Below are 26,883 nucleotides of genomic sequence, written 5' to 3'. Positions count from 1 at the left end.
CGTCGTACTCATATACAACTCGTACACTGCTCCCCTCAGCTGATTTCGTCTTTGCTCGCTACCTTTCTCAACGGTCTTCGAATTGATCTTGCCTTACTACCTCGGTTGCCCGTCATGGAGCGAGCCCGCCTGGCGCGGTTCTTTGTATCCAGAAGGCAGTCGCAGCGCCGACTTTCTGCCGTTGTATGCTCAGGTGTTCAATGCTGTTGAGGGCAATACCACCTTCTACGCAAAGCCTTCCGTCGATACCGTGGCCCGTTGGGCCGAGCGAATGCCGGCGCATCTGCGCTTTTGCGCCAAGCTACCGCGCGAGATCAGCCATAACGGCGACCTGCGTGACCAACTGAGCGCCAGCGACGATTTTCGCCGCCTATTGGCGCCGTTGGGTAAGCGGGTCGCGCCGTTCTGGCTGCAACTGCCCGCAAGCTTCGGCCCGCAGCGCCTGGCGGAGCTGAGCGCTTTTATCGAGCCTTGGCAGGCCGAGGCGCTGGCCGTCGAGGTGCGTCATCCGGCGTTCTTTGCCAAGGGCGAGGAAGAACGCAGCCTTAATCGTCTACTGCATGGCCGTGGTATTGAGCGCATCTGTCTGGATTCGCGGGCGTTGTTCAGCTGTGTATCCAGCGCGCCAGCCGTATTGCATGCGCAGGCCAAGAAACCGCGTCTGCCGCTGCGGCCCACTGCCTTTAGCCAGGCCCCGCAGCTGCGCTTTATTGGTCATCCCGAGTTACTGGCCAATGACCCTTTTATGGCGCCTTGGTTGGACAAGGTGGCGGGCTGGATTGAAGGAGGGCGCACGCCCTACGTATTCCTACATACCTCGGATAATCGCCTGGCTCCGCAGCTAGCACAGCGCTTCCACCAGCAATTGATGCAGCGTTTGCCAGGGTTGCCAGCCTTACCTCAGGTGCAGGTCGAGGACGAGGTCGAGCAGTTGGGCCTGCTCTGATAGGCTGCGCTCCATGACTTTATTCCGTGCTTTTCTGCTTCTCTGTGTAATGCTCGCCGGCCTGTTGCTGGTGATCTGGCGTGGCTGGCTGGATGTGCCGCCGCGCTGGAACCCCTGGGCAGTGCTGGATATTCGCGAGACGCCGAACCTGCTGACCAGCTTCAAGCTCTGGCGGTTGCAGGACGATCCGGCGCTATGCCAGCAGGCATTGAACACCTCTTCACTGCGCTTTACCCCGCAAGCCGACAGCAGCCCAGAGGTGGCCTGTCCGTTGAACAATACCCTGCGCGTACACAGCTCTGGAGTTGCTTTCAGCAGCAGCTTTATCGCCAGTTGCCCGCTGGCGGCGGCCTTTGCCCTGTTCGAGCAGCATGACTTGCAGCCAACAGCCCAGTCCGTGTTTGGTCAGCGCGTGGCGCGGGTTGAGCATGTGGGCAGCTTTGCCTGCCGTACCATTGCTGGCAGTCAGCGGCGTAGCCAGCATGCCTCGGCCAATGCGCTGGATATCGTCGGGTTTCGCCTGGCTGATGGGCGGCGCATCAGCGTGCTGCAGGATTGGCCCAAAGAGGGCAAGAACGCCGAGTTTCTGCGCCAGGTGCAGCAGGGGGCTTGTCGGCGCTTTAACACCACGCTGGGGCCGGAATACAACGCGGCCCATCGTGACCACTTTCATGTGGATATGGGGTTATGGCGCATGTGCCGTTAAGTAGCGGCTTAACGCTGCGCCAACAATAGGTCGGCAGCCTGGCCGCTGCGGCCGTCGGCGAACTCGAAGCGGCCGAGTTGGGCGATTTCGTCGTAGGCGCCCAGAGCAATCTTCACGTCGCGCGCTTGCAGGTCGATGGCGCTGACGCCAGCCTGGCTTAGCGACTGGCTCGACTGCCGACCCTGCGCGTCGAAACGAAGTAGGCTCAGGCGTTCGAAGATCGCATCCTGGCTGTCGATACGGCCATCGCCGTTGTCATCGTATTTGCGCAGTTCGGCAAAGCCGTTGGCTGCGCCATTCTGGTCGCCAAACAGCTCGCGACCATCATCAATGCGGCCGTTAGCGTTGCGGTCATAAGCGAGCAGGGCATCGTCGCCGGTGGGCACGCTGATCTGGTCGAGCTTGCCGTCGGCATCCAGATCGAAGCGTACCGAGCGGGCCAGGCCGCTGGTGCTGAAGCCGTTACCGGCCAGATCGAGCACCAGTGGATCGGTTTTCTTCGGTTCGGCGTTGATGTTGACGTTCAGCTCCAGCTCGCGCTGGGCTGCCATTTCCTGAAAATCACTGGCCTGGGCGGTGATAGCGGGCGGCTCGCTGGGCGTTTCCGGCGCCTTGGCAGGCGCTTCGGCTTCCACCTCATCGGGCATCAGGGTGCGCCGCAGGATTTGGTAATCCAGCGACGCGCGTTTGCCATCCTCCAGCGTCTCGCTGATTGAACTGGTATTAGCGGCCGACGGCGCGACGCTGCGTGGGGCGGAAATTACATCGAACATGGCGAACTCGGTGCGGCTGGAAGCTGCCGGGTCTGGCAAAATGCCGCTCAGGCAGGTTATCGGCCGCTGTGACGGTCAATTGAGTGATTTTTGAGCACATTTTCTGATGAGTGATGAGCGGCTAATAGCCAGAGTTCGTATGCAAGCCCTCGCTACCCATCTGCAGGCGGCGGCTGAAGCCTGGGCCGCGCGCCTGGGTTTACCGCTGGAGGGCGACAGCGAGTTTGCCCTGCAACTGGGTGAGGGCGGCTTGCAGCTGGTTGAGCTGGGCCCGCAGGCTCCGGGGCCGGTGAGAGTGGATTTTGTCGAAGGCGCTGTGGCGCATCGGCGGCTGTTCGGTGGCGGCAGTGGGCAGATGATTGCCAAGGCGGTTGGGGTGCAGGCTGGGGTGCGTCCGACTGTGTTGGATGCCACCGCTGGCCTGGGGCGCGATGCCTTTGTGTTGGCCAGCCTGGGTTGCCGCATGACCTTGATCGAGCGCCAACCGCTGATTGCCGCGTTGCTTGAGGATGGTCTCGTGCGTGCGGCGCTGGATCGCGATGTGGCGCCGATTGCTGCGCAGATGCGGTTGCTCAATGGTAATGCCATCGAGCTGATGCGCGCCTGGCAGGGCGAGCCGCCGCAGGTGATCTACCTCGACCCGATGTTCCCACACCGCGACAAGAGTGCGCTGGTGAAGAAAGAGATGCGCCTGTTCCGGCCCTTTGTTGGCGATGACCTGGATGCGCCCGCATTGCTTGAAGCGGCGCTGAACCTGGCCAGCCATCGGGTGGTGGTCAAGCGCCCACGCAAGGCCCCGCTGATTGAAGGCGCCAAGCCGGGTTATGCCCTGGAAGGCAAATCCAGTCGCTACGACATCTACCCGAAGAAGAAGCTGCAGCCAGCCAGCGAGTAACGCTGGCGACACCTTGCGCTAGCAGGCCGTTGAAAAACTACCTACGTTGCCAACGCGGCGTTAAAAACAGGCTCAAAATGCTCATTTACAACTTGTAAACTCCGCCTTTTCGCCTGTTTTGCCTTGCGCTGGCTGCCTCGCCTACGTTTTTCAACGGACTGCTACTCGGCGCGGAAGGCGCGCAGAAAAACGTCTACCGCATCGCGCACATGGGCTTCGGCCTCGTTGCCTTGCAAGGCCTCGCCACAGCCGATCAACAGGCGAAAGTTGGCACCGCCCTTGATCAGGCAGAAGAACTGGTCGGCGGCGCTCAGCGGGTCGGGTACGCGCAGCTTGCCGCTCTGGTCGGCGCTGCGTAGCAGCTCTTCCATGCCGTGCAGCACACGCTGTGGGCCGGCTTCATAGAACATCCGCGACAGCGTCGAGTCCTGCGCCGCCAGGCTCACCATCACCCTGTGCAGCTCCACGGACTCACGGCTGTTGATCAGCAGGTTAAAGCCGCGACCGATGTTCAGCAGCGTCTGCGCAATAGGTACCTGATCGTCCAGTTCGAAGAGCAGCTCGGGTAGTTGCTCTTCGCATTTGGACTTCACGGCTTCAGCGAACAGCTTCTCCTTGTCGGTGAAGTGGCTGTACACCGTGAGTTTGGAAACCCCGGCTTCCGCGGCAATTGCGTCCATGCTGCTACCGTCATAACCATTGCTAAGAAACAGGGTCTTCGCCGCTTCCAGAATGGCTTTGCGTTTGGCCAGATCTTTGGGTCGGCCGGGGCCGCTGGGTGGCAACACTTTGTTTGGCATTGGTCGTTTTTAATACTGGACTAGTGAGTTTGCTATTTTTACTATACCCGCCAGTATAAATATTCAAAAGCCTCCACAAAGGTTCGTCATCATGTTTCGTCATGCACTGTCTGTTGCGTTGCCTGTCAGTCTTATCCTGTTGCTCGGCGCTTGCGGTAATGGCGAGCCCGCCAAGATTGCCGTGCGTCCGGCCATGGTGGTGCAGCCGCAACTGGCTGGCGACCTGATGGATGCCTACCCCGGTGAGGTGCGTGCGCGCCTGGAGCCGGAGCTGGCGTTCCGTATCGGTGGCAAGGTGGCCAAGCGCCTTGTTGATGTGGGCGCGCGGGTGAAGAAGGACCAGCCACTGGCCGAACTGGACCCGCAGGACGTGCGTCTGCAGCTGGAGGCTATCCGCGCCCAAGTGGCGGCAGCCGAGGCCAACTTGCAGCTGGTACGTGCCGAGCGTGACCGCTACAAAACCCTGCTGGCGCGTAACCTGGTCAGCCGCTCGCAGTATGACAATGCCGAAAACACCTACCGCTCCGGTGAGGCGCGCCTGAAACAAGTGCGTGCTGAATTCAACGTGGCTAACAACCAGGCTGGTTACGCGGTACTGCGCGCGTCCCAGGACGGTGTAGTGGCGCGGCGGATGGTTGAAGTCGGCCAGGTGGTAGCCGCTGGGCAAACCGTGTTCACCCTGGCTGCGGATGGCGAGCGGGAAGTATTGATCAACCTGCCGGAGCAAGCCTTCGAGCGCTTTAAGGTCGGCCAGGATGTGGCGGTTGAACTGTGGTCGCAGCCGGATCAGCGCTTCCCGGGGCGCATCCGTGAGATGTCGCCATCGGCCGATCCGCAATCGCGCACCTTCGCTGCCCGCGTGGCCTTCGTGGAAGGCAAGGTGCCGGCCGAACTGGGCCAGAGCGCCCGCGTCTTTATCGCCCACAACGGCGACGTGCCGCTGGCCGTGCCGCTGTCGGCCGTGACGGCCGAGAAGGGCCAGCCCTATGTCTGGGTGGTCGACCCCAAGGATTCCACCCTCAAACGTACCGACGTGCGCATTGGTGCCTACGGTGAGAAAACCGTGCCGATACTCGAAGGCCTGCAAGCCACTGATTGGGTGGTAGCGGCTGGTGGTCAGGTGTTGCGTGAAGGTCAGCAGGTGCGTCCGGTGGACCGCGACAACCGTGCGGTGCAGTTGACGGCCAAGGCCGACCTGACGGTCGAGGAGTAAGCCCGATGGATTTCAACCTCTCCGCCTGGGCGCTGCGTAACCGCCAGATTGTCCTGTACCTCATGCTGCTGCTGGCTGTAGTCGGCGCTATTTCCTACACCAAGCTGGGCCAAAGCGAAGACCCGCCCTTTACCTTCAAGGCCATGGTGGTGCGCACCAACTGGCCAGGCGCGAGCGCCGAAGAGGTGGCCCGGCAGGTCACTGAGCGCATCGAAAAGAAGCTGATGGAGACCGGCGACTACGACAAGATCGTCTCGTTCTCGCGTCCGGGTGAATCCCAGGTGACCTTTATCGCCCGCGATTCGATGCATTCCGCCGACATTCCTGACCTGTTCTATCAGGTGCGTAAAAAGGTCAGCGATATTCGCCACACCTTGCCCCAGGGTATTCAGGGGCCGTTCTATAACGATGAATTCGGCACCACCTTCGGCAATATCTACGCACTGACCGGTGAAGGCTTCGACTACGCCGTGCTCAAGGATTACGCCGATCGCGTCCAGCTGCAGCTGCAGCGGGTCAAGGACGTCGGCAAGGTCGATCTGCTCGGTTTGCAGGACGAGAAGGTGTGGATCGAACTGTCCAACACCAAGTTGGCGACCCTTGGCCTGCCACTGGCGGCCGTGCAGCAGGCGTTGGAAGAACAGAACGCGGTGGCTGCCGCCGGCTTCTTCGAAACCGCTTCGGATCGCGTGCAACTGCGCGTCACCGGGCGTTTTGAAACGGTTGATGAAATCCGTAACTTCCCGATTCGTGTGGCCGACCGTACGTTCCGTATCTCTGATGTAGCCGAGGTCAAGCGCGGCTTCAATGATCCACCCGCGCCGCGCATGCGCTACATGGGTGAAGACGCCATCGGCCTGGCCGTGTCGATGAAGGCCGGTGGCGATATTCTGGTGCTGGGCGAGGCGCTGGAAGGTGAGTTCGCTCGCCTGCAGGAAACCCTGCCGGCCGGCATGCAACTGAACAAGGTGTCGGATCAACCAGCAGCGGTGAAAACGGGCGTTGGTGAGTTCGTTCGCGTGCTCACCGAAGCGGTGATCATCGTGCTGCTGGTGAGCTTTTTCTCCCTTGGCCTACGCACGGGTCTGGTGGTGGCGCTGTCGATTCCGCTGGTGTTGGCGATGACCTTCGCCGCCATGTACTACCTCGGCATTGGCCTGCACAAGATTTCCCTCGGCGCGCTGGTGCTGGCGCTGGGCCTGATGGTGGATGACGCGATCATTGCCGTGGAGATGATGGCGATCAAGATGGAGCAGGGATATGACCGCATTAAAGCGGCCAGTTATGCCTGGACCAGCACTGCCTTCCCCATGCTCACCGGCACCCTGATCACCGCCGCCGGCTTCCTGCCGATTGCCACGGCGCAGTCGGGCACCGGCGAATACACCCGCTCGATCTTCCAGGTGGTGGCGATTGCCCTGCTGGTGTCGTGGATCGCTGCCGTGGTGTTTGTACCGTACCTCGGCGCCAAGCTGCTGCCTGATCTGGCCAAGCTGCACGCGGCCAAGCATGGCGGCAGCGCCGACGGCCACGACCCCTATGGCACGCCGTTCTACCGGCGCGTGCGCACGGCGGTGGAGTGGTGCGTACGTCGGCGTAAAACCGTGATCGTGCTGACTATCGCGCTGTTTGTCGGCTCCATCCTGCTGTTCCGCTTTGTCCCGCAGCAGTTCTTCCCGGCCTCCGGCCGTCTGGAGCTGATGGTCGACCTCAAACTCAGTGAAGGTGCGTCCCTGGCCGCCACCGAGGAGCAGGCCAAGCGTCTGGAGAAATTACTCAGTGGCCATGAAGGCATCGACAACTTTGTCGCCTACGTCGGTACCGGTTCGCCGCGCTTCTACCTGCCGTTGGACCAGCAGCTGCCGGCTGCCAGCTTTGCCCAGTTTGTGGTGCTGGCGAAAAGCATCGAAGACCGCGAGAAGATCCGCACCTGGCTGATTGAGGTGCTGAACGACGAGTTCCCGACCCTGCGCACGCGTATCTCGCGTCTGGAGAACGGCCCGCCTGTGGGCTATCCGGTGCAGTTCCGCGTCTCTGGTGAGCATATCGACGAGGTGCGTCAGTTGGCCCGTCAGGTGGCCGATAAGGTGCGCGAGAACAGCCATGTGAGCAACGTGCACCTGGACTGGGAAGAGCCGAGCAAGGTGGTGCGCCTGAACATCGATCAGGAGCGTGCCCGCGCCTTGGGTGTGAGCACCGCCGATCTGTCGCGCTTCCTGCAAAGTTCGCTGACCGGCTCGCCTGTTAGCCAGTACCGCGAAGGTAACGAGCTGATCGAAATCCTCCTGCGCGGCACGGTGAGTGAGCGTCAGGAACTCGGCCTGCTGCCAAGCCTGGCGGTGCCCACCGATAATGGTCGCAGCGTGCCGCTTTCGCAGATCGCCACCCTGGAGTACGGCTTCGAGGAAGGCATCATCTGGCACCGCAACCGTCTGCCGACCGTCACCGTGCGTGCCGATGTGTATGGCAAGGAGCAGCCGGCCAGCCTGATCAAGCAGATCCTGCCAACCCTTGAGCCGGTGCGTGCACAGCTGCCTGACGGCTACCAGCTGGACGTCGGCGGCACCGTGGAGGACTCCAGCCGTGGGCAGAAGTCGGTCAACGCGGGTATTCCACTGTTTATCGTGGTGGTACTGACCCTGCTGATGCTGCAGCTGAAAAGCTTCTCGCGCTCGGCCATGGTGTTCCTCACGGCGCCGCTGGGGCTGATTGGCGTGACGCTGTTCCTGCTGATCTTCCGACAGCCGTTCGGCTTCGTTGCCATGCTTGGCACCATCGCCTTGTCGGGGATGATCATGCGTAACTCGGTGATTTTGGTCGACCAGATCGAGCAGGATATCGAAGCCGGTATGGACCGCTGGCACGCGATCATCGAAGCCACCGTGCGGCGTTTCCGGCCTATCGTGCTGACCGCTCTGGCGGCGGTACTGGCGATGATCCCGCTGTCGCGCAGCGTGTTCTTCGGGCCGATGGCAGTGGCCATCATGGGCGGCCTGATCGTCGCCACCGCGTTGACTCTGCTGTTCCTGCCGGCGCTGTATGCGGCATGGTTCCGGGTCAAGGAAGTGGAAGCGAAACCAGCCTGATTCAGCGGCAGACGATGTGAAAAGCCAGGCCCAGTGCCTGGCTTTTTTATGCCGGTCAGAAAAGTCGTCTGTCGGTCTACTGTCAAAAATATGCAACTGTCAGTGGTGCGCCCCGGCTGACTTTTACTGCGATTACAGTCTGTTACAGAGGTGTTTAGAGCGTTTCTTCGAATTATCTGCTTACGTTTCGTCGTTTTTGTTTGACATATTTTACGTATTTGCCAGACTGCGCGACCTTGAACGGGCGCGTGCAGTAACCCGTCGAGAATGGTCATAACAAAAACCTGTAGCCCATCGATCCGTCCTGCGCAGCCTGCGCGGGCCATGCATGCGGTGGGCTGACGTCTGTGGAACGGGAAAGCATGCTGATCTGGTTCGTTGCGCTCTATTTGCTGGTGACTGTCGCCATCGGTTTCTACGCCTCCACCCGGGTGCACAACACCCGCGATTTCGCCTCCGGTGGTCGCAGCATGGGCTTCCCCATCGTCGCCGCCATGGTGTTCGCCACCTGGTTTGGCTCCGAGGCCGTGCTGGGTATCCCCGCCACCTTCCTCGAAGAAGGCTTTGCCGGCATCGTCGAAGACCCATTTGGCTCATTTGGTTGCCTGTTCCTGGTCGGCCTGATCATCGCCCGGCCGCTGTACCGGATGAACCTGCTGACCATCGGCGACTACTTCAAGAAACGCTTCGGCCCGCAGGTCGAGCTGATCATCAGCCTGGTCATCGTCATGTCCTACCTGGGCTGGATCGCCGCGCAGCTGATTGCGCTGGGTCTGGTGTTCAACGTCATCTCCGACGGCAGTATCAGCACGACCCAGGGCATGTTCCTCGGCACCTTTATCGTGCTGATGTACACCCTGTTCGGCGGCATGTGGTCGATTGCCCTGACTGACTTCTTCCAGATGATCATCATCGTGGTTGGCCTGATCTACCTGGTCTGGCTGTTCAGCGACATGGCCGGCGGCGCCGACCTGGTGATCAGCAAGGCGGCCAGCGATGGCAAATTCACCTTTATGCACGCCTTCGAGCCCAAGGACATCGTCGCCTTTATCGGCGCCGCGGTGACCATGATGCTCGGTTCCATCCCGCAGCAGGACGTCTACCAGCGCGTGATGTCGGCCAAGAGCGAGAACATTGCTGCGCGTGCCTCGATGGCCGGCGCGGTGTTCTATCTGGGCTTCTGCATGCTGCCGATCTTCTTGGTGTACGCCGCCTCGATGATCGATCCGGCGCTGGTCGAGAAGTGGCTGACCGAAGACTCGCAGATGATTCTGCCGCTGCTGATCCTCGAAAAGACGCCGCTGTTCGCCCAGATCATGTTCTTCGGCGCGCTGCTCTCGGCCATCATGTCCACTGCCTCCGGCACCTTGCTGGCGCCGTCGGTAACCCTGACCGAGAACGTGCTCAAGCGCTTCCTGCCGGTGCTTAACGACAAGCAGTTCCTGCTGCTGATGCGCGTGACCATCGTGGTCTGCGCGGCGGCGACCCTGAGCTTTGCCCTGTATTCCGATGCGAGCATCTACGAGATGGTCGGCAACGCCTACAAGGTGACCCTGGTGGCGGCCGTGGTGCCGTTGTTTGCCGGGTTGTTCTGGAAGCGCGCTACCACCCAGGGCGCGCTGGTTGCCATCGCCTTTGGTCTGGTGTCGTGGATTTATCTGGAATACACCTGGAGCGAAGCTGCCTTCTGGCCGCCACAACTGGCGGGCCTGCTGTTCAGCATGGCCGGTATGTTGATTGGTACGCTGCTGCCGCAGTGGAGCCGTAACCACAACGGCACGCTGGTGGCGCAGGCGGAATAAGCCAGGCGCTTGGCCCACTAACCCCGCTGATTGGCGGGGTTTTTTTTTTCTGCCCCGGCGATGGCATGTCTCACCTTTGTAGGAGCGGCCCATGGCCGCGAGCTTTGCTGTTTCTGATTGGTATGGATGTGGCAGGTTTTGCGGCTTTGTTTGCGCCGTTTATGTGTTGTTTGGACTAACGGTTCCGCCCTTACGGCGGGTCACTTCTGGCAAGCGCCCCAGAAGTAACCAAGAGGTCTTGCCCCTTGCATCCGGCCCGACTTCGTCGGGTTCCCTCGCTCCATCATTGCTCCAGGGGCCCGCCGCGAAGGGCCATCCCTGGCCCATCGCGGCTCTCGCGGCATCCATGCCGCTCAACCCCTTGCGCAACGATTCCACTCGGCCTTCTGATGGGGCGTTTGGCGTCGTCTGTGAGGTTGTGGGCAAATGACAAAAAGGCCAAACCAGCGCTGCGTAGGATGGGTGGAGCGCAGCGATACCCATCAATCAACCGCATGGGTATCGCGCTGCTCAACTCATCCTACGAATGTCCGCCGACCTTGTAGGAGCGGGCTTGCCCGCGATGCTTTTGCTTCGGCTTTTCCGCTCTCCCTTCCACAACTCGCCCAAACAACGCGGTCCCCGAACCCCGTCAGGAGGCCGAGCGTAGGTGCTGTGGAGAGGGGCGTTTGGCATGGATGCCAAACGAGGTATGTCGGGCCATGGATGGCCCGTCTTGCCGACCCTCGGAACAGCGCCGGAGCGAGGGGAGTTGAGCGCAGCGAAACCCGGATGCCGGGCGCGCTTTCTCTTTGGTTACTTTCTCTTTGCGCGCGCAAAGAGAAAGTGACTCGCCGTAAGGGCGAAACGGTGACTGATAGTCGATGCGTATATCGCGGATATTAGGAGGTTGATAGGTGCTGCAGCACTCAGAGAACTTTATAAGTTGAAGGTGATACTAGATCTTTGTATGTCTGTAGAACAGATAAGACCCCAGTAATATTTATATTTCTTCTCCAGTTCCATGCAGAGCTGGAATCGCACGCTTGCGCATAGATGTAACGAAGAAATTGAGATGGAAGCATTGGGTTGTTGCAGATGTGGCTGATATTGTTTTTGTTGAGATACCAAACGTAGCCAGCTTTAGTGTCGGAGGTCGAGTAGTCTTTTCTTTGAAGTAATGGTTCCAAAGCGATTTCAGTCATGATCCTGTTATCGAATTTTTCCGAATAAATGACGCAATGTATGTGGGCGTGCGTTATACATCCGCCTGAATGCGAAGTCATAGTGCCGGCGCCGCTCTCGAAAAATACTAGTGTTTTGTCTGTTTTTTCTTGGATGTACGACCGTAATAAGTCTAGGACACCAAACCCCTCATCAATTTCAGCGGTTGATAGTTCGGCGAAACTATTTGCATGTTTCTTTGGTATAAGCATTGCGTGAGAGTGGTTCAGGGGACCGAAGCTTGGAATTACAAGAAAATTTGTTGACTCAAGGATGATGTTTTTCCTGGTTCTAATTAGTTCGCTATATGTTGGGTCGAATTTGTCGGTCTCTAGTCCGGAGACTTCAAGGCAGATGTTGCAGTTGTTAGTCATTGGATGCCTTCGGGATTACTTTTTCTGCCCATGCTGCTAAGCGGCTTAATACTAGGTCAGAGAAATACCCAAGTAAAAAGCACATGGCGAAGGCAGTTCTTGCAGACTCTTTCTCTTTAACTGAAAAAGGAAAGAAGTCGGCAGTGGCTAATAAATATGTAGAAAAAGCTACAAGGGATGACAGAAAAGGCGTCATTATGCGCCAGTAGAACTTATGAGGTTGCCAAGGAAATCCGTGCTGATCATGTTTTCCTCTCGCTGTTACACGATAGAACCATTTTGTGTCGTAGACCCAGCCTCCCAAAAAGCCACCTATGATAGCCATCATGGCCAGCTTGTCTCGGTGTGATATTCCAAGATCATTTCCGTAGAATTGAAGGCTTATCATTACTCCCGAAGCAATAAGTAAAGTAAGTATCAGGTAGAGGAATTCGAATGCAATTTGGCTTCTGTCGTTCGTGAAAAAAGGTACGCACTCGCGCCCCTCAAGGCCGTTATTGATGAGTGGGCTAGCTTTTTCATCTTTTTCAGTCATGCTGTCCCCCAAGTAAATTTAGATACTTTTAGTTCGAAGTTTAGATAAGTCGCTTGCCTAAGGTGCTTAGTCTTAATTTTTTTAGGGCTTTATATGTTTTGTCTGTTGCTTGATCAGTAGATGGTTTTGAAGGCCAGATTACTTATTTGCCCAGAAAAGCCAGACCTCACGGTCTGGCTTTTTCACATCGATCCAACCCGTCTTACAACGCCCCAAATACCTTCTTGGCCAAACTGGTCGCCGCACCAGCCGGATTCTCCCGGATGCTGGCTTCCTGCTCGGCGATCATGGCGAACAGGCCATCCAGCGCCTGCTCGGTTACATAGTTCTCGATATTCGCGCTTTTCGCGTCGATTACGCCGAAGCTCGCGGCTTGGCCGGCGAAGCTGTTGTACTGCTTGGCCAGGCCGACCTGGTCGGTGGCTTGTTTAACGATGGGCAGGAACTTGGCGCGAATCTGTTCGCGGCTGGTCTTGTTCAGGTATTGGGTGGCGGAATCTTGCGGACCGCTGAGGATGCTCTTGGCGTCCTGCACGGTCATCTTTTTCACGGAATCCACCAGCAGCGCCTGGGCTTGCGGTACGGCGGCTTCGGCGGCTTTGTTCATGCTCGCTTCAAGCTGATCAACCTGCGCGCCCATGCCCATCATCTTCATGGTTTTTGCGGCTTTGCCGAGGTTGCCCGGCAGCTCGATGCGTACGTCCGGGTTGTTGCTGAAACCGCCGGGTTTGCCCAGCTGCTGCACGGCTACTTTGGCGCCTTGGGTGAGGGCGTCCTTGAGGCCGCCGCTGGCGTCGCTTTGCGAAAGATCGGCCAGCGACAGGGCGAAAGCACTGCTGGAGAGGGCGAGGCCGGCGGCCAGGGAGATAAGACGGAGCATGATGGGCATCCTTGTGCGGTTGGTAAGGCAGTAACTGGAGCTTAACGGAGTGGCGCGCGCAGGCAAATCTGCAGTTGCGTCGCCGCTCTGGCAGGGCGTCGCGCCAGAAGGTCGCTGGAGAGGGAGAAGGGGCGAAGCTAGTTGGTTAAGCGCTGCAACTCGCGACGCACCATTTGTGCGTAGGCGGCGGGCTTAAGGGCATAAAGCTGGGCCGCCACCCAACTGAGCCAACGGCCACCCAACTCTGTCTTGGCGGCCAGCAGGCGCTGGGCTTCGGCTTCGGCCCGGGTCTGGTTGGCTTGGTGAAACTCCGCACGGGAGGGCCGTGCGGGTTGGTCGTTGGTTTCGCTCATAACGCTGCGGCCAGGCCGGTTTACACCGGCTCGGCGACATCCACGTTGCGATCCATGGTCACCTGGCGAATCGACAGGCGCAGCTCTGCCGGCAGCACGCGCTTGGCGGCGCCTTCGGCCAGTTCGCTGAGCAGCGGGTGGTGGCTGAGCTTGCCGGCTTCATCCTGACGCAGTACGCCCTGGTCGAGCAGGCTCTGGATAAAGTGACGGAACAGGCTCTTGTCGAAGAACTCCGGGGCGTTGAGGCCATGCAGGATCGACAGGCGCTGGGCCATCACGGTGCAGAGGTCTTCCAGCTCTTCGGCGCTGATGGCGTTCTGTCCGGCATTCAACAGCAGGGCGGTGGCCATATAGAAGCGCTGCAGGGTCTGCACGATGGCGCGGGCCAGCAGGGTGAGCAGGACGAACTCGCGCGAGCTGGGCGCCGGGCGGACATACATATCGCCGTCGAGCTTGAGCAGGCCCTGTTCAACGAAGGCGGTCAGCCATTGATCGACCACACCGTCCAGCTCATCCAGGTTCCAGCGGATAAACAGTTCGGCTTGCAGGTAGGGGTAGAGCGCGCGGGTGTAGCGCAGGATCTGCTCGCGGCTCATCCGTGAACTGCTCTGGAAGAAGCTCGCCAGCAGCGCTGGCAGGGCGAAGATGTGCAGCACGTTGTTGCGGTAGTAGGTCATCAGAACGGCGTTTTGCTCGTCCAGATAGAGAATCTTGCCGAGGGCATCCTTCTGTTCGGCGAGCAGGTCCATCTTCTGCACGTATTCGATCAGCGCCTGGCCGTTGCCGTCCGGCAGTGTGGTGTGCGGCGAGTAGGGCACGCTGCGCAGCAGGGCTAGATAGAGGTCGAGCACCCGCGACAGGGCGCGTTCGTCCAGGGCCAGTTTGCTGGTGGAAAGTAGCGCCAGGGCCACCAGGTTGACCGGGTTGATCGCCGCCGCCTCGTTGAGGTGCTGGGCCACGCGCTCGCCGAGGTTGTTGGTGGCTTCATTCAGCCAGGCCGGACGGTACTGCGTGCCGTAATCCTGCTCGCGCCAGTCGGGCTGCTCGCTGTCGAGGAATTCCGCCAGCTTGATCGGCTCGCCGAAGTTGACCCATACATGGCCGAAACGCTGCTTGAGGGCGCCGATGACCTTGAAAATATCGAAGATCGACTCTTTCTTCTTGCTCGCGCCGCGCAGCTCGCCCAGGTAGGTGCGGCCTTCCAGCACGCGCTCATAGCCGATATACACCGGCACAAACACCACTGGCAGGCGGTTGCTGCGCAGGAAGCTGCGCATGGTGATGGCCAGCATGCCGGTTTTCGGTTGCAGCATGCGCCCGGTGCGCGAACGGCCGCCTTCGACGAAGTACTCGACCGGGAAGCCTTTGCTGAACAGGGTGTGCAGGTATTCGTTGAACACCGCGGTATAGAGCGGGTTGCCCTTGAAGGTGCGGCGCATAAAGAATGCGCCGCCACGCCGCAGCAGGCCGCCGATCACCGGCATATTCAGGTTGATGCCGGCAGCGATATGCGGCGGCGTCAGGCCATTACGGAACAGCAGGTAGGACAGCAGCAGGTAGTCGATATGGCTGCGGTGACAGGGCACATAGATCACCTCATGGCCCTGAGCGACTTCCTGCACGCCCTCGATATGGTTGACCTTGATGCCGTCGTAGATCTTGTTCCAGAACCAGCTGAGCACCAGTTCGAGGAAGCGAATGGCGGTGTAGGTGTAGTCCGAGGCGATTTCGTTGCCATAGCGCAGGGCCTGGCTTTCGGCCTTCTCCAGGCTGATGTTCTCGCGTTCGGCTTCTTCGATGATCGCCTGGCGCACCTGCGGGCCATGCACCAGGCCTTTGACCAGGTTGCGTCGGTGCGACACGTCCGGGCCGATCACTGCGGCTTTCTGGTTGCGGAAGTGCACACGCAGGATGCGCTGGACCATGCGCAGGGTGCGCTCGTGGCCTTTGTCCTGCTCGACCAGCTCGCGCAGATGAATCGGCGTGGAGAACTGCACGCGGGTCTTACGGCCGAGAATCAGGATGCTCACCAAGCGGCGCAGACGCCCGGTGACCGCCCAGCTGTCGGCGAACAGCAGCTTCCACGGGCTGGTTTCACGGTCCGGCGACTGGCCCCAGAACACGCTGACCGGAATGATCTGCGCATCGTCCACCGCATGCTGGCTGAGTGCGCTGACCAGGCGTTGCAGGGTCGGCGAGATGCCACGTTTGTCCTGCCGCCCGAGCCAGTCGGGCTCTGGGGTCAGGTAGAAGAAGGCGGCAGGCTCCAGCAGCTCACCCACAGCCACCGGTAGCACCGGACGCGGCAGGCCGGCCTTGCGGCATTCCGTATCGACCACCGCCAGGTCACTCAGCGACGGCTGTTGCAGCACGTAGAACACCGGCTTGCTACGGTCGAGCTTGAGGGTGAAGGCGGACTGGTTGATGGTTTCCGAGCGCACCCAGAGGTACAGCACGCGGCGCAAGGTGCCAAAAACGAGACGGCGGAGCGGAGATCGGGTCATACGGAGTCTGCAGGCTTGAAAACGAGCATTTGCTCGGGGGGCGTAGTGTGCCGGATCGCTTGGCTGGCGGCAAAAATCTTCTAGGGTTTAGCAGGCGTCAGCTGGGTTGCGAAATTTTTTCAGCGCAGCTGTAACAGCCGCCGATCAGGCTCGTCTATTGGGCCGAGGCAGCCAATCGGCCGCCACTGTAAACCACCATCGGAGCGTTGCCATGAACCATCTGAACACTGTTGTTGCATCCCTGGGCGCGGTACTGCTGAGCAGCGCTGCATTGAGCGTACAGGCCGCGAGCAACCCGTTTGCCGCACAGGAACTGAGCAGCGGCTACAGCCTGGCTGCTGGCGAAAAATCTGCTGAAGGCAGCTGTGGCGAAGGCAAATGCGGCGGCGAAATGAAGAAAGCCGAAGGGGAAGGCAAGTGTGGCGAGGGTAAATGCGGTGGCGAAGCCAAGGCCGAAGGCGAAGGCAAGTGCGGTGAAGGCAAATGCGGCGGCGAGCAGAAAGCCGAGTAACGGACTGAGTGCAGGGGCAGAGCATGCAGATGGATTTCGTTAACGGTGCCGGGCTGGGCCTGCGTCGCGGCCTGCTTGGCGCGCTGCAGGAGTGCAGCACAGACGAGGTGGATTTCCTCGAGCTGGCGCCGGAGAACTGGATCGGTGTCGGTGGGCGCCTGGGCAAGCAGCTGCGTGCACTGAGCGAGCGCCTGCCGCTGCTCTGCCATGGTCTGTCCCTTAACCTCGGTGGCTTTGCCCCGCTGGACATCGAGCTGCTCAAAGCCATCAAGGGCTTTCTCGACCTGCATGGCGTACGCGGTTACAGCGAGCACCTGTCGGCTTGCGCCGACCATGGCCAGCTGTATGACCTGATGCCGCTGCCGTTTTCTGATGAGTCGGTGCGGCATATCGCCGAGCGCGTGCGCATCGTGCAGGACGTGCTGGAGCGGCCGCTGATCATCGAGAACGTCTCGGCCTATGCGCAGTTGCCGGGCGAGCTGGATGAACCGGCATTTGTCCGTGCGGTGCTGGAGCAGGCCGACTGCCAGATGTTGCTCGACGTGAACAATGTCTTCGTTAACAGCATCAATTTCAACTTCGATGCGGCCGCCTATATCGCTGCCATGCCCAGTGCGCGCATCGCTTATCTGCATGTGGCCGGGCATTACGACCAGGCCAGTGATTTGAAGATCGACACTCACGGCGCGCCGGTGATCGACCCGGTGTGGACGCTGCTGGAGCAGGCGTATGCCGCGCATGGTGTGCGTCCGACCTTGTTGGAGCGCGATTTCAACTTCCCACCGATTAGCGAGCTGTACGCCGAGGTGGCGCAGATTCGGCAGCTGCAAGCGGCTGCGGCTCCGGTGCGGAGTTACGGCACATGAGTGGCGTCGAAGCACAGCGCGCGTTTGCCGCGCGGATCCGCCAACCGGCAGAGCAGCCGCTGTTTGAGGGCGTTACGGCCGAGCGGATGGCGGTGTATGAAGCGTTGTTCTTCAACAATATCGAAGGCTTTATCAGCGGCGCCTTCCCGGTGCTGCACCGGCTGATCGAGGCTGATCGCTGGCAGCGTCTGGTACGCAGTTTTATTGCCGAGCATCAGGCGCGCACGCCTTATTTCTTGCAGATCAGCCAGGAGTTTCTCGCCTGGTTGCAGCAGGGCTATGTCGCCGAGGCGGGCGATCCGCCATTTATCCTCGAACTGGCGCATTACGAGTGGGTCGAGCTGGCGCTGGATGTCAGCGAGGCCGAGCTGCCTGCGCAGGGCTGGTCGCCACTGGCCTGGCCGCTGGCCTATCAGTGGCCGGTGCAGCGTATTGGTGGCGACTTCCAGCCGACAACGCCGCCGGGCGAACCGACCTGTCTGCTGGTCTGGCGCGATGGGCTGGACAAGGTGCGCTTTATGCAAATCAGCCCCTTTGCCTACCAGCTGGCGACACGGCTGCAGGCTGGTGAAGGCGCTGACGCAGCATTGTTGGCATTGGCCCAGCAGCATGGTCTGAGCGCCGACACACAGTTCTTCAGCAACGCTCACAACCTGCTGGCGGAATGGGGCCGCCAGGAAATCTGGCATTGCCCCACCACCTAATCACTTGACCCCGGCACCCTCGGTGTCGACTTGCGGAGATTTCCCATGCTGAGCTTTCTCAATCGTCTCCAGGATGCCCTGGACGCTACCCGTCGTCTGGATTTTATCGGTCCGTTATTGCTGCGCCTGTACCTGGTGCCGGTGTTCTGGATGGCCGGCATGCACAAACTGGCGGATATCGACGCCACCGCCGCCTGGTTCGGCAATCCGGATTGGGGCCTGGGCCTGCCATTTCCCGAGCTACTGGCCTGGGCAGCGGCGCTCACCGAGGCGGGCGGGGCGCTGCTGCTGTTGTTTGGCCTGGCGGTGCGCTGGGTGAGTATCCCGTTGATCGTCACCATGCTGGTGGCGATCTTTGCCGTGCACCTGCCCTTCGGTTGGCAGGCGATTGCCGATGCCGGCGCGCCGTTCGCCAATGAGCGGGTCATGGACTCGGTGGGCAAGCTCGAGCGTGCCCGCGAGCTGCTCAAAGAGCACGGCAATTACGACTGGCTGACCAGCAGCGGCAAGCTGGTTGTACTGAACAACGGTATCGAGTTTGCCGCCACCTACCTGGTGATGCTGGTGGCGCTGTTTTTCAGTGGGTCCGGGCGTTGGTTGAGCCTCGACTATTGGCTGGCCAAGGCCCTGCGCAAGCAGCCTTGAGCCGAACAGGGCCCGCCGCTGCAATGGCGCGGGCCTCTGGCAAAGCATTGAACTAGATCGGTTTTTATTGCTTATAGGTAAAGGAAGTAAAAAGTTCCGCTGTCATCAAATATTTATATATCAGCAACTGCCGTGAAATATCCCGCCGCCAAGATTCCCTCCAGCACGAACGAGCCCCAGCGCTCGGGTGTTTTCAACACTTAAAAGTCCATTTAGAGGAATCTTCGATGATCCGTAAGCACAGCTTTCGTGGAGTAATGGCCGGCTTCGCAACCAGCGCTCTGGCCCTGGCCGTTTCCGCCCAGGCTTTCGCCGGTACCGTCACCACTGACGGCGCCGATCTCGTGATCAAGACCAAGGGTGGCCTGGAAGTCGCCACCACCGACAAAGAATTCAGCTTCAAACTGGGCGGCAAGCTGCAGTGGGATGCCACCAACTTTGATGGTCTGCGCGCCGCAGCAGAGGACAGCCCGTTCGATAGCACTTTCAACACCTATATCCGTCGTGCTGAGCTGTCTATCGAAGGTGTTGCGTACAAGAACTGGGGTTACGGTTTCACCCTGGAACACGATGGCTCGGATGACAACGCGACTGAGTTTACCGATGCCTACTTCAGCTACGACGGTCTTGATTTTGCCAGCGTGACCATTGGTCGTTTTGGCGTGGATTACGGCTTGGAAAACACCACCAGCTCTTCGTGGATCACTGGTATTGAGCGTCCGTTCATGTACGACTACCTCAATGGTGACGAAGACACCAACTTTGGCGTGGCGGTTAAACACAGCGGCGACAATTATGGTCTGCTGGCTCAGGCTGCTACCTACAAGACCGAATACAACGATGGCGATACAGATAACGATGAGTCGTTTGGTTATACGCTGCGTGCCAACTGGGCTCCTTACATGAACGGTACCGACGTTGTTCACCTCGGCGCCAACTTCCACAGCAACAACCCTGATGACGACCGTGCCCGCGTTCGCACCCGTATGGGCCTGCGCAGTGATGGTGATGACCGTCTGGCCTTCACCGATACTCGCGTGACTGACAAAGATATCGAGTGGTTGCTGGAAGCCGGTGCCCAGTTCGGCGGTCTGCGTGCACAAGCTGAATACTTCAGCCGTAGCATCAGTGGCAAGAGCACAACTGGCACTTCCCAGGACGTTGATGTTGACGGTTACTACGCTCAGGTTGGCTACATGTTTGGCGGTGTTCGTGGTTTCAAAGCTGCCGATGGCAAGTGGGATAAACCAACTGAAGCCGGTGCAATCGAAGTGTTTGCCCGCTATGAAAACAGCACTATCGACGGTGATGCTTCCGCCGTTAGCACCAACATCATCGCCGGCGTGGCTCCGGTTAGCGTCAATGACGAGTTTGAAACCAGTGCCATGGTTGTCGGCGTCAACTACTTCCCGACTAAAGCCATTCGCATGAGCTTGAACTACGTCGATTATGAAGTTGACAACGTCAACACCAATGCCAGCCTGACCAAGAACGGCAAAACCTACAAAGTAGAAGACGACGGCCAGGCCATCGTTGGTCGTCTGCAGTACGTGTTCTAAGTAACACCGCTCAACTGCTGCTCCTATCTTTAAGCCCCGCCTAGTGCGGGGCTTTTTTTCGCAATTTTTATGTGGGGAAGGACCGATGCGCGTTTTTGCTGTGTTGCTACTGATGGCGGGTATGAGTGCTGCGGCTGTGGCTGAGGATTACCGTGCGGCCAAACCGGGTGAGTTGTTGCAGGTGCGCCTTGAACAGTTGCACCCGACCCAGGCCGTGGTGGGTTATGACCAGATTTTTTACAAACTGGGGCGTTTTGCCAAAGAGCCGAACAAACTCTTCGATGAGTACTGCGAGGGCAATGGCCAGGGCGAAAGCAGTAAGGTGCCAAAGGGCGCCAATCTGCATCAGCCGGACAGTTTTAGTTGCCAGGGCGCAGTGGCTTCACGCAGCAGTGAGATGAAAACCGTGGTGGTAGGCCCAGGGGGCCAGCTGTACCTGACCGACGGTCACCATACGTTCACCACGCTGTGGGAGCAGCCTGAAGGCGGTGCCAAGCTACAGATGTGGGTCAAGGTGACCGACAACTTCAGCGACAGCGCGGATCTGGCCAGCTTCTGGCAGCGCATGCAAACCGCGCGTAAGGTCTGGCTCAAGGATGGCCAAGGTCAGGTGATTACACCGGAGCAGATTCCAGCGCAGCTTGGCCTGGCCAATCTGGGCGATGATCCCTACCGCGCGCTGGTGTATTTCACCCGCGAGGTGGCGTACGACAAACCGCGTTCGGGCGACGTGGCCCCTGAGTTTCTCGAGTTCTACTGGGGCAACTGGCTGCGTGGCCAGCTCAATCTGAGTGAGTACGACCTACGCGACAAGGGTGACTACCGCGACGCGATTGCTGCCGCTGCCAAGCTGATGGTCGCCCTGAAGGCCGACAGCACGGTCGGTGACAGCGGCTTCAAGGCGGCGGAGCTGGGCGGCTACTCATCCGTCGACCGCAAGGAAATGGGCAAGATGGCCAGCAAGAAGCTGCCGTATATGGCTGCCTACAAGGCCACGCGCTGACACGGTCATATCGCGCCAGGCAAGGTGTCTGGCGCTGGGCTTGGCGCTATAGTGCAGCCTTGCCCGAATCGCCGAGCTACCGATGTTGCCTACCTGCCTGAAGTCCATCCATGAAATTGCCGCCAGTCAGTGGGATGCTCTGCTGACTGATGCGCAGCCCTTTTTGCGCCACGCCTTTCTCTCGGCGCTGGAGGATAGCGGTAGTGTGGGCGGGCGCACTGGCTGGCAGCCGGCTCATGCAGTTCTACTCGGCGAACAAAGCCAACTGCTGGCCGCCATGCCGGGCTATGTGAAAAGTCATTCCTATGGCGAGTACGTGTTCGATCATGGCTGGGCGGATGCCTGTCACCGAGCGGGCATCGACTATTACCCCAAACTGCTCGGTGCGATTCCCTTCTCGCCTGTGACCGGCCAGCGTGTGCTGGGCGAGCAACAGGCGGCCGGGCAGTTGCTCGATGAGCTAAGCGCTGGCCTTGAGCAGCAGGGGCTGTCGAGCCTGCATATCAACTTCACCACCGAGGCTGAGAATGCCCTGCTGCAGGGCCGTGATGGCTGGTTGCAGCGCCTGGGTTGTCAGTTTCACTGGCAAAACCGTGGCTACCGGGACTTTCAGGACTTTCTCGATGCGCTTAGCTCGCGCAAGCGCAAACAGATGCGCAAAGAGCGCGAACAGGTGGCGGGGCAGGGCATCGCGTTTGAGTGGCGTGAGGGCCATCAGCTCAGTGAGCTGGAGTGGGATTTCGTCTACCTGTGTTACGCCAATACCTACCGCGTGCGCGGCCAGTCACCTTATCTGACGCGCGCCTTCTTCAGCCTGCTGGCCGAGCGCATGCCTGCGATGATCCGTGTGGTGCTCGCCCATCAGGCCGGTAGACCGGTGGCCATGGCCTTTAGCCTGGTCGGCGGCGACAGCCTGTACGGACGCTACTGGGGTTGTCTGGCGGAGTTTGATCGGCTGCATTTCGAGACCTGTTTCTACCAGGGTATGGACCATGCCATCGCCGCTGGCCTACAACGCTTCGACGCCGGTGCCCAGGGCGAGCACAAGCTGATTCGCGGCTTTGAACCGGTCATCACCCACTCCTGGCACTACCTCTGCCACCCCGGCTTGCGCAATGCCGTGGCGAACTTTCTCGCCGAAGAACAGCACGGCGTGCGCGGCTACGCCGAACAGGCTCGCGAGCTGCTGCCGTACCGCCAATAGCACCGCCGGCTCGCGCAGCTTAGCGGGCCGGCAACTACGCTCTGAGCATGTCCGCAGCTGTGCGAGGTGTGTTGTGAGTGCATTTGCCCTGGTCGATAAGCTCTGGCTGCTGCCGGGCGTGGCGGTCAACCTGACCCTGTTTCTGAATATGCTTGGTGCGCTGCTGCTCGGCCTGCTGGTCGGTTATGAGCGTTCCTACCATGGCCGGGCGGCGGGCATGCGCACCTATGGCATGGTCTGCATGGCGTCTTGTGCGCTGACGGTGCTCTGCGTGTACCCGCAGCACTGGTTGGGTGATCACTCACTCTCCAGCGTCGACCCGACACGGGTGATTCAGGGCGTGGTCACCGGTATCGGTTTTCTCGGCGCTGGGCTGATCATGAAAGACGGCATGAGCATTAGCGGGCTGACCACGGCGGCGTCGATCTGGGCGTCTTCGGCGATTGGCGTTCTGGTGGGCGTTGGCTTTTATGGCGCGGCGGTGCTGCTCAGCCTGATTTCCGCCGGGTTGATGATGTGGGGCGCCAAGCTGGAAGCACGGCTGCCATCGCGCCCGGCGCTGGCCATTGTGCTGCGCTTCGCTCCGGGTTTTGTCCGCCCGCATGAGGCGCGTTTGCGCGAGATTGCCCGCGAACGCGGCTATGTGATTGCTGGTGGTTCGTTCACCGTGAGCTTTGAGCAGGGCCAGCTGGAATGGCGCTTTGTCGCCGTGGCGGTGGACGGGCAGAAGAGTGCACGGATCAGCGATATGGCCGATGAGCTGGCGCAGCTGGAAGGGGTGGCGAAGTTTCAGATGGCCCATGCGCGTAACTGAGCTTCGTCCATCCGTTCTTAAAGCCTATTCACGATCTCGCGAGCTAGAGTCCTGCAAGGCAAAAACAGGCGAGGAAGCGGAGTGTACTGTTGTACATGAGCATTCCGAGCCTGTTTTTAACGCCGCAGGGCCGACGCGCAGCAGATCGTGAACAGGTTTTAATCGACGCCGACAAAGCCACCCGTTTGATGCTGCCAAAGGCGTGCATAGAGGCCGCCTGCGGCGATCAGCTCACTGTGGCTGCCGGTTTCGACGATACGCCCCTGATCGATCACCACCAGCCGGTCCATACGCGCAATGGTCGACAGGCGATGGGCGATGGCGATCACTGTTTTGCCCTGCATCAGGGTATCCAGGCTTTCCTGAATGGCCGCTTCGATTTCCGAATCCAGCGCCGAGGTGGCTTCGTCCAGCACCAGAATTGGCGCGTCCTTGAGCAACACGCGGGCGATGGCGATGCGCTGGCGCTGGCCGCCGGAGAGTTTTACCCCTCGCTCGCCGATCTGTGCGTCGAAACCATGGCCGCCCATGCCGTCGTCCAGCAGCGGGATAAAGCTGTCGGCGCGTGCCTTGCGCACGGCGTCGAGCAGCTGTGCTTCGCTGGCTTCGGGTTTGCCGTAGAGCAGGTTGTCGCGGATTGAGCGGTGCAGCAGCGAGGTGTCCTGGGTGACCATGCCGATCTGCGCGCGCAGGCTTTCCTGGGCCACCTCGGCGATGTTCTGACCGTCAATCAGGATCCGCCCGCTCTCCAGGTCGTATAGGCGCAGCAGCAGGTTGGCCAGGGTTGATTTGCCCGCGCCGGACGGGCCGATCAGGCCGATCTTCTCGCCGGGCGCAACCGTCAGGCTCAGGCCGGCGATCACGCCGTTGCGCTTGCCGTAATGAAAGTGGATGTTGTCGAACTGCACGGCGCCCTGGCTGACGTGCAGCGGCTTTGCCTCGGGCTGGTCGAGTACCTGGCGCGGCTGCACGATGGTTTTCATGCCGTCCTGCACGGTGCCGACGTTCTCGAAAATGCCGTTAACCACCCACATGATCCATTCGGCCATGCCGTTGATGCGGATCACCAGGCCCAGTGCCAGGGCGATAGCGCCAGTGCTGATCAGTTGCTGATCCCATAGCCACAGGGCCAGCGCGCCGGTGCCGACGATCAGCATGCCGTTAAGGCAGGTGATCAGGAAATCCAGGGTGGTGATGATGCGCGACTGCAGGCGCACCTTGCCGAGCAATTCCTGCATGGCTTCGCGGGCATAGTGTTCCTCGACCTGGGTGTGGGCGAACAGCTTGAGCGTGGTGATGTTGCTGTAGCCGTCGACCACCCGACCCATGACTTTCGAGCGCGCCGTCGAGGCCGCCGCAGAGCGTTCCTTGATACGCGGCACGAAGTACCAGAGCGCCGCGCAATAACCGACTATCCACAGCAGCAGCGGGGCAATCAGGCGCAGGTCGGCGGCGGCGAACAGGTACAGCGCGCTGACGGCGTACACCAGTACATGCCAGAGCGCGTCAACCACCTGCATCGCCGAGTCGCGCAGCGAAGGGCCGGTTTGCATGATGCGTTGGGCGATGCGCCCGGCGAAGTCGTTCTGGAAGAAGCTCAGGCTCTGCTTGAGCACATAGCTGTGGTTCTGCCAGCGGATCAGGTTGGTCAGGCCGGGGTTGATGGTCTGATGCGTGAGCAGGTTATGCAGGCCGAACACCAGCGGGCGGATGACCAGCGCCACCAGCAGCATCCACAGCAAAGTGTGCTGGTGCTGCTCGAAAAACTCGCCACTCGGGGTGTTCTGCGTCATGTCGATCAGCTGCCCGAGGAAGCTGAACAGCGCCACTTCGATCAGGGCGGCGACGAAACCGACCACCAGCACGGCGAGCATCAGCGGCCAGACCTGGCGCAAATAGTAGGCGTAAAACGCCAGCATGCCGGCCGGAGGCTCGATATCCGGGCTGGCTTTGAAAACGTCGATCAGGTGTTCGAAGTGGCGGAACAGCATGTCAGGCATCCTGCCTAGATCAGGGAATAGCGCCCGATTCTAACGAGTTTGCCGGGGAGGGTGTTGCGCAGAAAAAGCAGGAGGGAAACGCGCGGGGTGAGCAGGCCCACCCCGCGTATGGATATCAGAGACGCTTGGCTTCGGTGATCAGCACCGGCTCACGGGGGACGTTCTGATGGCCGCCACGGTTGGCGGTCGGTACCTGGGCGATCTTGTCGACCACGTCCATGCCCTTCACCACCTTGCCGAACACCGCGTAACCGAAGTCACGCGAGCCGTGGTCGAGGAAGGCGTTGTCCTTGTGGTTGATAAAGAACTGGCTGGTGGCGGAGTCGCGTACCTGGGTACGGGCCATGGCCAGGGTGCCGCGCACGTTGTGCAGGCCGTTGTCGGCTTCGTTCTTGATCGGCGCCTGGGTGTCTTTTTGCTGCATGTCGGCATCGAAACCGCCGCCTTGCACCATAAAGCCCGGAATCACGCGGTGGAACTGGGTGCCAGCGTAGTAGCCGCTGTCGACGTAGGCGAGGAAGTTGGCGGTGCTGATCGGCGCCTTTTCGGCATCCAGTTCGATCTCGATTTCACCGAGGCTGGTGGTCAGCAGCACTTTCGGGTTTTCGGCGGCCAGCAGGCTGCCGGCAAACAGGATGGAGCAGGCGGCGAGGGTGAGGGTCTTGAACATGCGGGTAGTCCTTATTGTTGCGTGGCAGTGGGGGCGGCCTGTTCGACTTCGGCAAGGAAGGCTAGCAGGCTGCTGTTGAATTGTTCAGGTTGGTCCAGCGGTGTGGCGTGACGCGAGTCTTCGATTACCAGCAGGCGCGCATTGGGCATTTCGTCAACGTAGGCCTGCTTCTGCGCCACCGGGGTGTAATCGCGGTCGGCCGTGACCACCAGGGTCGGACAACTGATCCGCGCCAGGCGTTCCCGCACGCCCCAGCCGATAATCGCATCCAGGCTGGCAAGGTAAGCACGCTTGTCGTTCTGCGGCCAGCGCACCAGGATTTTCTGCCGTAGCTCTTCCTGTTCCTGCTTGGGGAACAACAGTTTGCCCAAGGCCTTGGCAATGGTGTCGAGGCTGAGCAGGCGCGACAGCGTCCAGCGTTTGGCGATCTCGATATAGTCGCGCGGGCTTTTCGCCTTCACTTCCGGGCCGCTGTTAACGATGCACAGGCTCTTCAGCAATTCGGGGCGATCCACGCCCAGCTGGAAGCCGATCATGCCGCCCATGGAAATGCCCACCAGATGTACCTGCGCCAGTTGCAGGTGCTCGATCAGCGCCGCCACATCCTCGGCGAAACCTTGAATGCTGTAGCGCTCGCGGGGTTTGTCCGAGCGGCCATGGCCGCGCACATCCAAGGCAATCACCCGGTAATGACGGGCCAGCTCGGGCACCTGGTATTCCCAATCGCGGGTGCTTGAGCCAAGGCCGTGTACCAGCAGCACAGGGGCACCGTGGCCATAGTCTTCGTAGTGCAGCTGGCAATCATCGTTGTTGAAGTAGGGCATCTGCGGGACTCCT

23 protein-coding genes are annotated in these 26,883 nt (G+C 60.1%); 14 read left to right on the top strand and 9 right to left on the bottom strand.

Annotated features, from left to right (window positions below; translation table 11 throughout):
- Window positions 1-85: 85 nt before the first annotated feature.
- Both ALTER154_RS03140 and ALTER154_RS03135 read left to right on the top strand, forming a co-directional pair.
- Window positions 86-946, top strand: a complete 861-nt coding sequence (locus ALTER154_RS03140) for a DUF72 domain-containing protein (protein ID WP_160089995.1) — start codon at window positions 86-88, stop codon at window positions 944-946.
- Between the two features lie 13 nt (window positions 947-959).
- On the top strand, window positions 960-1,652 hold the full coding sequence (locus tag ALTER154_RS03135; RefSeq protein WP_160085210.1) for an extensin family protein: 693 nt from the start codon (window positions 960-962) through the stop codon (window positions 1,650-1,652).
- An 8-nt stretch (window positions 1,653-1,660) separates the two neighbouring features.
- Here ALTER154_RS03135 and ALTER154_RS03130 read toward each other — a convergent pair whose 3' ends face one another.
- On the bottom strand, window positions 1,661-2,425 hold the full coding sequence (locus ALTER154_RS03130; RefSeq protein ID WP_256665419.1) for a hypothetical protein: 765 nt from the start codon (window positions 2,423-2,425) through the stop codon (window positions 1,661-1,663).
- A gap of 106 nt (window positions 2,426-2,531) precedes the next feature.
- Between ALTER154_RS03130 and ALTER154_RS03125 the strand changes: the two genes are divergently transcribed.
- Window positions 2,532-3,320 (top strand): class I SAM-dependent methyltransferase, encoded by a 789-nt coding sequence (locus ALTER154_RS03125; RefSeq protein WP_160085209.1) that lies wholly within the window; start codon window positions 2,532-2,534, stop codon window positions 3,318-3,320.
- Window positions 3,321-3,481: 161 nt separating this feature from the next.
- Here ALTER154_RS03125 and ALTER154_RS03120 read toward each other — a convergent pair whose 3' ends face one another.
- A complete protein-coding gene (locus ALTER154_RS03120; RefSeq protein WP_160085208.1) occupies window positions 3,482-4,120 on the bottom strand; it encodes a TetR/AcrR family transcriptional regulator in 639 nt (212 codons plus the stop codon).
- 91 nt (window positions 4,121-4,211) lie between these two features.
- Here ALTER154_RS03120 and ALTER154_RS03115 point away from each other — a divergent pair, with 91 nt between their 5' ends.
- The 3 genes from ALTER154_RS03115 to ALTER154_RS03105 all read left to right on the top strand — a co-directional run bounded on the left by ALTER154_RS03115 (window position 4,212) and on the right by ALTER154_RS03105 (window position 10,221).
- Window positions 4,212-5,333 carry an efflux RND transporter periplasmic adaptor subunit gene (locus ALTER154_RS03115; RefSeq protein WP_160085207.1) on the top strand — a complete coding sequence of 374 codons (1,122 nt, stop codon included), beginning with the start codon at window positions 4,212-4,214 and terminating at the stop codon, window positions 5,331-5,333.
- A 5-nt stretch (window positions 5,334-5,338) separates the two neighbouring features.
- Complete coding sequence (locus ALTER154_RS03110) at window positions 5,339-8,419, top strand: efflux RND transporter permease subunit (RefSeq protein WP_090248522.1); 3,081 nt, start codon at window positions 5,339-5,341, stop codon at window positions 8,417-8,419.
- A 362-nt stretch (window positions 8,420-8,781) separates the two neighbouring features.
- On the top strand, window positions 8,782-10,221 hold the full coding sequence (locus ALTER154_RS03105; RefSeq protein WP_090248521.1) for a sodium:solute symporter family protein: 1,440 nt from the start codon (window positions 8,782-8,784) through the stop codon (window positions 10,219-10,221).
- Between the two features lie 1,569 nt (window positions 10,222-11,790).
- On the opposite strand, the gene ALTER154_RS03095 is transcribed toward ALTER154_RS03105, so the two are convergent.
- The 4 genes from ALTER154_RS03095 to plsB form a co-directional block, all read right to left on the bottom strand.
- Window positions 11,791-12,333, bottom strand: coding sequence for a hypothetical protein (locus ALTER154_RS03095; protein ID WP_160085205.1), 543 nt, complete (start codon window positions 12,331-12,333; stop codon window positions 11,791-11,793).
- A 202-nt stretch (window positions 12,334-12,535) separates the two neighbouring features.
- A complete protein-coding gene (locus ALTER154_RS03090) occupies window positions 12,536-13,213 on the bottom strand; it encodes a DUF4197 domain-containing protein (protein WP_160085204.1) in 678 nt (225 codons plus the stop codon).
- 137 nt (window positions 13,214-13,350) lie between these two features.
- Window positions 13,351-13,566, bottom strand: coding sequence for a hypothetical protein (locus ALTER154_RS03085; protein WP_160085203.1), 216 nt, complete (start codon window positions 13,564-13,566; stop codon window positions 13,351-13,353).
- A gap of 20 nt (window positions 13,567-13,586) precedes the next feature.
- Entirely contained in the window at window positions 13,587-16,070 is a 2,484-nt protein-coding gene (gene plsB / locus ALTER154_RS03080) for a glycerol-3-phosphate 1-O-acyltransferase PlsB (protein WP_160085202.1), read from the bottom strand.
- A 211-nt stretch (window positions 16,071-16,281) separates the two neighbouring features.
- Between plsB and ALTER154_RS03075 the strand changes: the two genes are divergently transcribed.
- From ALTER154_RS03075 to ALTER154_RS03040, 8 genes are all read left to right on the top strand, one after another.
- Entirely contained in the window at window positions 16,282-16,581 is a 300-nt protein-coding gene (locus ALTER154_RS03075; protein WP_160085201.1) for a hypothetical protein, read from the top strand.
- 23 nt (window positions 16,582-16,604) lie between these two features.
- Complete coding sequence (locus ALTER154_RS03070) at window positions 16,605-17,447, top strand: DUF692 domain-containing protein (protein WP_160085200.1); 843 nt, start codon at window positions 16,605-16,607, stop codon at window positions 17,445-17,447.
- Window positions 17,444-18,151 (top strand): DUF2063 domain-containing protein, encoded by a 708-nt coding sequence (locus ALTER154_RS03065; protein WP_160085199.1) that lies wholly within the window; start codon window positions 17,444-17,446, stop codon window positions 18,149-18,151. The genes ALTER154_RS03070 and ALTER154_RS03065 overlap by 4 nt, the downstream gene beginning before the upstream one ends.
- A gap of 45 nt (window positions 18,152-18,196) precedes the next feature.
- The gene (locus ALTER154_RS03060) at window positions 18,197-18,796 is read left to right on the top strand and encodes a DoxX family protein (protein ID WP_160085198.1); all 600 of its coding nucleotides are present in this window, start codon (window positions 18,197-18,199) and stop codon (window positions 18,794-18,796) included.
- 227 nt (window positions 18,797-19,023) lie between these two features.
- Window positions 19,024-20,355 (top strand): OprO/OprP family phosphate-selective porin, encoded by a 1,332-nt coding sequence (locus ALTER154_RS03055; protein ID WP_090248507.1) that lies wholly within the window; start codon window positions 19,024-19,026, stop codon window positions 20,353-20,355.
- 85 nt (window positions 20,356-20,440) lie between these two features.
- On the top strand, window positions 20,441-21,358 hold the full coding sequence (locus ALTER154_RS03050) for a ParB/Srx family N-terminal domain-containing protein (RefSeq protein ID WP_160085197.1): 918 nt from the start codon (window positions 20,441-20,443) through the stop codon (window positions 21,356-21,358).
- An 82-nt stretch (window positions 21,359-21,440) separates the two neighbouring features.
- Window positions 21,441-22,562, top strand: a complete 1,122-nt coding sequence (locus tag ALTER154_RS03045; protein WP_160085196.1) for a GNAT family N-acetyltransferase — start codon at window positions 21,441-21,443, stop codon at window positions 22,560-22,562.
- A gap of 73 nt (window positions 22,563-22,635) precedes the next feature.
- Window positions 22,636-23,376, top strand: coding sequence for an MgtC/SapB family protein (locus ALTER154_RS03040; RefSeq protein WP_218585073.1), 741 nt, complete (start codon window positions 22,636-22,638; stop codon window positions 23,374-23,376).
- A gap of 158 nt (window positions 23,377-23,534) precedes the next feature.
- Here ALTER154_RS03040 and ALTER154_RS03035 read toward each other — a convergent pair whose 3' ends face one another.
- The 3 genes from ALTER154_RS03035 to ALTER154_RS03025 form a co-directional block, all read right to left on the bottom strand.
- Complete coding sequence (locus ALTER154_RS03035) at window positions 23,535-25,367, bottom strand: ABC transporter ATP-binding protein (protein WP_160085195.1); 1,833 nt, start codon at window positions 25,365-25,367, stop codon at window positions 23,535-23,537.
- 124 nt (window positions 25,368-25,491) lie between these two features.
- On the bottom strand, window positions 25,492-26,046 hold the full coding sequence (locus ALTER154_RS03030) for a peptidylprolyl isomerase (RefSeq protein ID WP_160085194.1): 555 nt from the start codon (window positions 26,044-26,046) through the stop codon (window positions 25,492-25,494).
- A gap of 11 nt (window positions 26,047-26,057) precedes the next feature.
- Complete coding sequence (locus ALTER154_RS03025; RefSeq protein WP_160085193.1) at window positions 26,058-26,870, bottom strand: alpha/beta fold hydrolase; 813 nt, start codon at window positions 26,868-26,870, stop codon at window positions 26,058-26,060.
- Window positions 26,871-26,883: the final 13 nt, after the last annotated feature.

Source organism: Pseudomonas sp. 9AZ, assembly GCF_902506525.1.
GTDB lineage: Bacteria > Pseudomonadota > Gammaproteobacteria > Pseudomonadales > Pseudomonadaceae > Aquipseudomonas > Aquipseudomonas peli.
This window is presented reverse-complemented; position numbering and strand designations above follow the sequence as displayed.

Excerpts from the sequence above, each read along its gene's own strand:
- ALTER154_RS03135 (WP_160085210.1), top strand. The coding sequence starts at position 960 with ATGACTTTATTCCGTGCTTTTCTGCTTCTCTGTGTAATGCTCGCCGGC.
- ALTER154_RS03130 (WP_256665419.1), bottom strand. The coding sequence starts at position 2,425 with ATGTTCGATGTAATTTCCGCCCCACGCAGCGTCGCGCCGTCGGCCGCT.
- ALTER154_RS03125 (WP_160085209.1), top strand. The coding sequence starts at position 2,532 with ATGAGTGATGAGCGGCTAATAGCCAGAGTTCGTATGCAAGCCCTCGCT.
- ALTER154_RS03120 (WP_160085208.1), bottom strand. The coding sequence starts at position 4,120 with ATGCCAAACAAAGTGTTGCCACCCAGCGGCCCCGGCCGACCCAAAGAT.
- ALTER154_RS03115 (WP_160085207.1), top strand. The coding sequence starts at position 4,212 with ATGTTTCGTCATGCACTGTCTGTTGCGTTGCCTGTCAGTCTTATCCTG.
- ALTER154_RS03110 (WP_090248522.1), top strand. The coding sequence starts at position 5,339 with ATGGATTTCAACCTCTCCGCCTGGGCGCTGCGTAACCGCCAGATTGTC.
- ALTER154_RS03105 (WP_090248521.1), top strand. The coding sequence starts at position 8,782 with ATGCTGATCTGGTTCGTTGCGCTCTATTTGCTGGTGACTGTCGCCATC.
- ALTER154_RS03095 (WP_160085205.1), bottom strand. The coding sequence starts at position 12,333 with ATGACTGAAAAAGATGAAAAAGCTAGCCCACTCATCAATAACGGCCTT.
- ALTER154_RS03090 (WP_160085204.1), bottom strand. The coding sequence starts at position 13,213 with ATGCTCCGTCTTATCTCCCTGGCCGCCGGCCTCGCCCTCTCCAGCAGT.
- ALTER154_RS03085 (WP_160085203.1), bottom strand. The coding sequence starts at position 13,566 with ATGAGCGAAACCAACGACCAACCCGCACGGCCCTCCCGTGCGGAGTTT.
- plsB (WP_160085202.1), bottom strand. The coding sequence starts at position 16,070 with ATGACCCGATCTCCGCTCCGCCGTCTCGTTTTTGGCACCTTGCGCCGC.
- ALTER154_RS03075 (WP_160085201.1), top strand. The coding sequence starts at position 16,282 with ATGAACCATCTGAACACTGTTGTTGCATCCCTGGGCGCGGTACTGCTG.
- ALTER154_RS03070 (WP_160085200.1), top strand. The coding sequence starts at position 16,605 with ATGCAGATGGATTTCGTTAACGGTGCCGGGCTGGGCCTGCGTCGCGGC.
- ALTER154_RS03065 (WP_160085199.1), top strand. The coding sequence starts at position 17,444 with ATGAGTGGCGTCGAAGCACAGCGCGCGTTTGCCGCGCGGATCCGCCAA.
- ALTER154_RS03060 (WP_160085198.1), top strand. The coding sequence starts at position 18,197 with ATGCTGAGCTTTCTCAATCGTCTCCAGGATGCCCTGGACGCTACCCGT.
- ALTER154_RS03055 (WP_090248507.1), top strand. The coding sequence starts at position 19,024 with ATGATCCGTAAGCACAGCTTTCGTGGAGTAATGGCCGGCTTCGCAACC.
- ALTER154_RS03050 (WP_160085197.1), top strand. The coding sequence starts at position 20,441 with ATGCGCGTTTTTGCTGTGTTGCTACTGATGGCGGGTATGAGTGCTGCG.
- ALTER154_RS03045 (WP_160085196.1), top strand. The coding sequence starts at position 21,441 with ATGTTGCCTACCTGCCTGAAGTCCATCCATGAAATTGCCGCCAGTCAG.
- ALTER154_RS03035 (WP_160085195.1), bottom strand. The coding sequence starts at position 25,367 with ATGCTGTTCCGCCACTTCGAACACCTGATCGACGTTTTCAAAGCCAGC.
- ALTER154_RS03030 (WP_160085194.1), bottom strand. The coding sequence starts at position 26,046 with ATGTTCAAGACCCTCACCCTCGCCGCCTGCTCCATCCTGTTTGCCGGC.
- ALTER154_RS03025 (WP_160085193.1), bottom strand. The coding sequence starts at position 26,870 with ATGCCCTACTTCAACAACGATGATTGCCAGCTGCACTACGAAGACTAT.